Source organism: Streptomyces camponoticapitis, assembly GCF_014646115.1.
Taxonomy (GTDB): domain Bacteria; phylum Actinomycetota; class Actinomycetes; order Streptomycetales; family Streptomycetaceae; genus Streptomyces; species Streptomyces camponoticapitis.
Map to the genome: position 1 here is coordinate 372830 of NZ_BMMV01000007.1, position 6183 is coordinate 379012.

Genomic DNA, 6183 nt, shown 5'->3' on the forward strand with positions numbered 1-6183 from the left:
GTCAGATGCGCTCCTTGCTGACGAGGGTGGCGAACCGGTCGACCGCGTCGGCGACAGCCTCCGGCGGCAACAGCCCGGCACCCCTGCTACGTGCGAAGTCCGTGAAGGCCTCCGCCGTGGTGTACGTGGGTACGAACCCCAGTGTCTCGCGCATCTGATCCGTGCTGACGACCCTGCCGTGGGTCAGCAGCCGGATCTGCTCCGGCGAGAAGTCCGTCACACCGAGCGTGCGCAGCGCGGAGCCCACCCAGGTCACCGCCGGCAGCAGGATGGGCACCGTCGGCCTGCCCAGGCGCCGGGAGCACTGCGAGAGCAACAGCACGCCGTCACCGGCGATGTTGAAGGTCCCGCTGTTGAGTGTGCCGCGCCTCGGCTCGTGCAGGGCGATCCGCAGAACATCGATGACGTCGTCCTCGTGGACGAACTGGAGCCGCGGGTCGTAGCCGAAGACCGTCGGCAGCACGGGCAGCGACAGATACTCGGCGAGCGGTGAATCGGCCGCGGGCCCCAGGATGTTCGCGAAGCGCAGGACGCACACGGCGACGTCGGGACGGCGCCGCGCGAACCCGCGTACGTACCCCTCGACCTCCACCGCGTCCTTCGCGAAGCCTCCGCTGGGAAGCGACTTGGGCGGGGTGTTCTCGGTGAAGACGGCCGGGTCCCGGGGCGCGGAGCCGTACACGCTCGTGCTCGACTTGACGACCAGGCGCTCGACGGTGGGCGACTTCTGGCAGGCCCCGAGCAGTTGCATCGTGCCGATGACGTTCGTCTCTTTGACAGCCGTGCGGCCACCGGTGCCGAGCGGTGTGCCCGTGACGTCCATGTGCACGACGGTGTCGACGGAATGCTCGGCCAGGACGCGCGTTATGGCGGGCTGGCGGATGTCCGCCCGTACGAAATCGGCACCGCCGAGACTGTGCTCGGGAGTGACTGCGTCCACACCGATGACCCGGTCCACCTCGGAGTCCCGCAGGATTCTCCGTACGAGGCGGCTGCCGAGCTGGCGGGCCACTCCGGTCACGAGCACGACCTTGCCCAAGATCAGCGCCTTCCCCTGAATTTGATGTCCGTCGCAAGCACATTGCTTGTCCCAGCCGTCACCGTAGCGGGTCGCCGTACCCAGGTGACGGCTGCACGAGGGTCTTCTCCGGAGCTTCGCGAATCTTTGACCCGAACCGACCTCGACGCGGATCGCTCGAACGGGATCGGCGGCACCACGAACGGACCACAAAAGGGGACCCGTAACGCACCGCGGCCCTCCCACCTGCATGGTGGAAGGGCCGCGATGTCACGTACAGCTGTCGCTCACTTCTTGTTACGACGCTGAACGCGGGTGCGCTTGAGCAGCTTGCGGTGCTTCTTCTTGGCCATCCGCTTACGCCGCTTCTTGATAACAGAGCCCACGACTACCCTCGCTCACTTCTCTTCACTCGGTGCGGGGCGTCTGGGCCCACACGACCTACGTTGGCCCAGCCTACCCGTCACCGAGTGAGGGACGTAATCCGAGGGAAATCTCAGGCGGATTCGACCCCCACGAAAGACTCGCGGAGATACTCGTGAACCGCTTGCTCCGGAACCCGGAAAGACCTGCCCACCCGGATCGCCGGCAGATGACCACTGTGCACCAATCGATACACGGTCATCTTCGACACTCGCATCACCGAGGCGACCTCCGCCACGGTAAGGAACTTGACCTCGTTGAGAGGCCTCTCGCTAGCAGCAGCCATGACCCACCTGTACCTTCCGCACCCGACGCGCACCGGCTTCCCCTCCGGTGACTCTTCGTCGCTGTGCGCTCACACCCCAGACTAGGGGCGGGTGGTACGAGTGGGGAAGAGGAGCAGCACATGGTCGCCTACTGTGACAGACACGCTCGATTGAGTACATAGCGAGTCAGTGGACGGTAGTAATCGGACCGGACACCGTCGTCAACCGGAACCACCACGGACACGCGCCCCTCCGCCTCACCGACGAAGAGCGCCGGATCGTCGGTGTCGGCGAGCCCGATGGCTTCAATGCCCAACTGACCTGCCCCGCAGACCCATCCGTGGTCACCTACGACCAGCTCCGGCAGCGGCCCCCCGGCCTCCGCCGCGCCGTCCAGCGCGACCCTGACCGGGAGGGGAGAATGGCTGTGTGCGCCGGTCTCACTCCCCGCGCGCGAAGCTTCGGATTCCCGCACCAACGCGACTCCCCGTACGTAGTCCAGGCTGTACGTGCGTACGCCGAACCGGGTCGTTATGTCGATACATCGCCCCTTCGCCGGGGTGAGAACGACGCACCCGGCCGCCGACAAAGCGTCTGCCAACCCGGCGTAGAAGCCGATCAACCGGTGCGGATGCCCGGTCCCGAACAGCACGGGAGCCCGCCGGCCGGCCGCCGCGCCGAGCCGCTCGGCAAAGGCGTCCAGGCTGCTCAACGTCCGCTCGGGATCGATGACATCGCCGCCCGAGACATGAGCCGGATCGCCCGAGACACCGCACCGGTCGGCCATCAGCCGCAGCAAGTCGCGCTCGCACCAGGCCCGTTCGGGGGTGAGGCCCAGCGTCGCACGCGGATCGCGGGCGGCGAAGAGCCGGTAACTGCGCAGGCTCTGCTCCCGCGTGGTGGCCACCGGGCCGGCCAGTCTGGTGGCCAGCAGATGGGTCCGTAGAGCGTCGGTACTCAGCACGGTCCCGATGGTCCCGTACCGCCGTGGGCGCGGGACCAAAACCGTTGCGGGACCCCACAGTTGGCGTAACCGGCGGGCAGTGGGGCGCGGCCTGCCGAAGGCGGCGGGTGGCGGCGCCGCGGGTGGGCCGCCGCGCGTCAGGCCAGCAGCCCTCGCAGCGGGAACGACGCCTTGCGGGTCGCGAGGATCGCCTGGTCCAGCCGGTCCGCCGGGTCGTAACCCGCGTCCCACGACTGCCAGTTCGCCGTACGCCCGTCCGTCATCCGCCGCGGGGCCGACTCACGCGTACGGGCGTAGACCTCGTCCCGCCACTCCTCCGGCACCACCGTCTTCGGGTCGATGGGCGCGTGCGCCGCGATCGCCACCAGATGGGTCCAGGAGCGCGGCACGACATCCACGATCGAATACCCACCGCCGCCGAGAGCGATCCAGCGGCCCTCGTCGACGTACTCGTGGGCGAGGTCGTGGCAGGAGGCCTGCACGGCGCGCTGCGCGTCCAGCGACACCGCGAGATGGGCCAGCGGGTCCTCGAAATGAGTGTCGGCGCCGTGCTGCGTCACCAGCGCCTGCGGCCGGAAGTCCGCGAGCAGTTCGGGCACGACGGAGTGGAAGGCCCGCAGCCATCCCTCGTCGCCCGTCCCGGCGGGCAGCGGCAGATTGACCGCACTGCCCTCACCCGCGCCCTCACCTGTCTCCTCGGCCCAGCCGGTCTGCGGGAAGAGCGTCCGGGGGTGCTCGTGCAGCGAGATCGTCAGCACGCGCGGATCGTCCCAGAACGACGCCTGCACGCCGTCCCCGTGGTGCACGTCCACATCCACGTACGCGACGCGCTCCGCGCCCAGCTCCAGGAGACGGGCGATGGCGAGCGAGGCGTCGTTGTAGATGCAGAAGCCCGAGGCCGAGCCGGGCATCGCGTGGTGCAGGCCGCCGGCGAAGTTCACGGCGTGGTTCGTCTCCCCGCGCCATACCGCCTCGGCCGCGCCGACCGACTGCCCGGCGATGAGCGCGGACGCCTCGTGCATGCCGGAGAAGGCCGGATCGTCGGGTGTCCCGATGCCGTACGAACCATCGGCGGACCTCGGATCGGCCGAATACCGCCGTACCGCCTCGACATAGGCCTCGTGGTGAACGAGTCTCAGCGTGGAGTCCCCGGCGGAGGGCGCGGCGACCACGTCCACCCTGCTGTCGAGCCCGTACGCGCGTACGAGCTCCCTGGTCAGTGCCAGCCGCACCGGGTCCATCGGGTGACTCGACCCGAAGTTGTAACCCGTTACGGCGTCATCCCACATCAGCTGCGCGCGACCGGTCATGCCTGCCACCGTATCGGGCGGCCCCGTCGGCGAACGACGGGGCGTACACCAGGGTCGCGAGGATCATCAGCATCGGTACGAGCATCGCGCCCCGGTAGCTCCACACGTCACCGAGGGCGCCGACGAGGGGCGAACCGATGAGGAACCCGACGTAGTTGAAGATGTTCAGCCGGGCGACGGCCGCGTCGCTGGCGCCGGGAAACATCCGCCCGGCGGCGGCGAAGCACTGCGGTACGAGAACGCAGAGACCGAACCCGAGCATCGTGAACCCCAGGATCCCCACCCACGCACCGGGCGCCAGCGCGACCACCGCGAAACCGGCGGCGGCGAGGAGCGCCCCGAACCGCACGACGGCGACCGGCCCGAAGCGGCGTACGCCGAGGTCACCGGCGGCGCGGCCGAGGAGGGTGGTGACCATGTAGGCGTTGTAAGGGACGGTGGCGACCTCGTCGGAGCTGCCCAGGACGTCCTGGAGGTACTTGGCGCTCCAGTTGGAGACGGTGGAGTCCCCGATATAAGCGAAGGTCATGACGAGACAGAGCGGCAGAAGGGCCTTGAAGGCCACGCTGCCGCCGGTGAGGGTGGCCTCGGCCCCGCCGGGGCCGGTTTCCCTGTCGGTTCCGCCGGGGCCGGTTTCCCTGTCCGTGTCCACGTCCGCCTCCGTGTACCAGCGGCTCCCGACGAGCGCGGCCGGCAGAAGCACGACGACGACCGGCAGATAGGACACCAGCAACGGCAGATCCCAGTGCGCGCCGGCCCAGGCGAGCGAGGCACCGGCGATGCCCCCGAGGCTGTACGTGGCGTGGAAGCCGAGCATGATGCTGCGCCCGTACGCCCGTTGAAGGCGCACACCCAGCATGTTCATCGACGCGTCGAGCGCACCGACCGACAGCCCGAACGCGCCGAGCGCGACGGCGAGTTGCCACACCTGATCACCGGCGGCCACACCGAGGAGAGCCAGCAGCACGACAGGCTGGGCCCACCGCAGTACGACGCGGGGCCGCACGCGCGCGACGATCTTCTCGGTGAGGACGCTCCCCACACCGGCGAGAATCGGCACGGCCGCGAGGAACACCGGGAGGAGACCGTCGGATATCCCGTACCGGTCCTGGATGGCGGGAATGCGCGTGACGAGGAGAGCGAAGGCGACGCCCTGGACGAGGAAGCTCAGCGCCAGGGACACCCGTCCGTGTCTCAACCGCACATCTGTGTTGACCGGTATGCCTGTCATGGCCGGACAGCGTATGGCTCAGCGCTACCCAGGGGTAGGTGGATCAACCAAGCAGTTCCGGGAGCTCGGCCATCGAGGAGAAGTACCCGGTGGCTCCCGGCAGCTTCTCCGCAGGGGTCATCGCGGTGAACGCGTACACATCCATCCCGGCCGCCCGCGCCGCGGCCACACCGAGCGGACTGTCCTCGACGACGACGCACCTGGCGGGAGGGACGCCCATCCGGTCGGCGGCGTGCAGGAAGAGGTCGGGCGCCGGCTTGCCGCGCCCGACGTCCTGCGCGCTGAAGACGATCCCGGGCTTGAACCACCGGTCCAGCCCGGTCTTACGGTGTCCCACCCGGATCCGCTCATGGCTCCCGGACGAGGCGACGCAGTACGGCTGCCCGTCGGCGACCAGCTTGGCCAGCACCTCGGGGACACCCTCCACGGGCTCCAACTCCCGCTCGAACGCGGCGAAGACACGACTGTGCAGGGTGTCGTCGAAGTCGGCGGGCAGTTGCTGCCCGGTTCTCTCCAGTACGAGGTCGTGAATGCGGTGGACCGCTGCGCCCATGTAGTCGCGGAGGGAATCCTCGTACGTGGTCGGATGACCGAGTTCGGAGAGATAGCCGGCGAGGATGGTGTTGGACAACGGCTCGCTGTCGACGAGGACGCCGTCGTTGTCGAAGATAACCAGTGCGTAGCGCATGCGCCGACTGTAAACGGCTTTTGAACGCAGAAATGCCTCGGTCCCCGGACAGATGTCCGGGGACCGAGGCTAAAGGTTGTTCGGCGGCGTCCTACTCTCCCACAGGGTCCCCCCTGCAGTACCATCGGCGCTGAAAGGCTTAGCTTCCGGGTTCGGAATGTAACCGGGCGTTTCCCTAACGCAATGACCACCGAAACACTATGAAACTGACGAACGCCGGATAACTTCACGGATGTTCGTTGTCTCAGAACTAACACAGTGGACGCGAGCAACTGAGGACAAG

General features: G+C 68.2%; 7 protein-coding genes and 1 rRNA gene. All 8 read right to left on the reverse strand.

From position 1 onward, the window contains the following. Position 1: 1 nt before the first annotated feature. The 8 genes from IEY79_RS14300 to rrf all read right to left on the reverse strand — a co-directional run bounded on the left by IEY79_RS14300 (position 2) and on the right by rrf (position 6095). Positions 2-1039 carry an NAD-dependent epimerase/dehydratase family protein gene (locus IEY79_RS14300; protein WP_189107798.1) on the reverse strand — a complete coding sequence of 346 codons (1038 nt, stop codon included), beginning with the start codon at positions 1037-1039 and terminating at the stop codon, positions 2-4. A gap of 266 nt (positions 1040-1305) precedes the next feature. Continuing rightward, entirely contained in the window at positions 1306-1404 is a 99-nt protein-coding gene (locus IEY79_RS14305) for a 30S ribosomal protein bS22 (protein ID WP_003948845.1), read from the reverse strand. 110 nt (positions 1405-1514) lie between these two features. Continuing rightward, on the reverse strand, positions 1515-1727 hold the full coding sequence (locus tag IEY79_RS14310; protein WP_189107799.1) for a helix-turn-helix domain-containing protein: 213 nt from the start codon (positions 1725-1727) through the stop codon (positions 1515-1517). 128 nt (positions 1728-1855) lie between these two features. Further along, a complete protein-coding gene (locus IEY79_RS14315) occupies positions 1856-2671 on the reverse strand; it encodes a phosphatase (RefSeq protein ID WP_189107800.1) in 816 nt (271 codons plus the stop codon). 137 nt (positions 2672-2808) lie between these two features. Then, the gene (locus IEY79_RS14320; protein WP_189107801.1) at positions 2809-3981 is read right to left on the reverse strand and encodes an acetoin utilization protein AcuC; all 1173 of its coding nucleotides are present in this window, start codon (positions 3979-3981) and stop codon (positions 2809-2811) included. Continuing rightward, on the reverse strand, positions 3950-5212 hold the full coding sequence (locus IEY79_RS14325; RefSeq protein WP_189107802.1) for an MFS transporter: 1263 nt from the start codon (positions 5210-5212) through the stop codon (positions 3950-3952). Before IEY79_RS14325 ends, IEY79_RS14320 begins: the two co-directional genes overlap by 32 nt. A gap of 43 nt (positions 5213-5255) precedes the next feature. Then, positions 5256-5900: an HAD family hydrolase gene (locus IEY79_RS14330; protein ID WP_189107803.1), complete on the reverse strand. Its 645-nt coding sequence runs from the start codon at positions 5898-5900 to the stop codon at positions 5256-5258. A gap of 78 nt (positions 5901-5978) precedes the next feature. Beyond that, positions 5979-6095: ribosomal RNA gene (gene rrf, locus IEY79_RS14335) — 5S ribosomal RNA — on the reverse strand. Positions 6096-6183: the final 88 nt, after the last annotated feature.

Coding starts and splice junctions, on each gene's coding strand:
- IEY79_RS14320 (WP_189107801.1), bottom strand. CDS start 3,981: ATGACCGGTCGCGCGCAGCTGATGTGGGATGACGCCGTAACGGGTTAC.
- IEY79_RS14330 (WP_189107803.1), bottom strand. CDS start 5,900: ATGCGCTACGCACTGGTTATCTTCGACAACGACGGCGTCCTCGTCGAC.
- IEY79_RS14310 (WP_189107799.1), bottom strand. CDS start 1,727: ATGGCTGCTGCTAGCGAGAGGCCTCTCAACGAGGTCAAGTTCCTTACC.
- IEY79_RS14325 (WP_189107802.1), bottom strand. CDS start 5,212: ATGACAGGCATACCGGTCAACACAGATGTGCGGTTGAGACACGGACGG.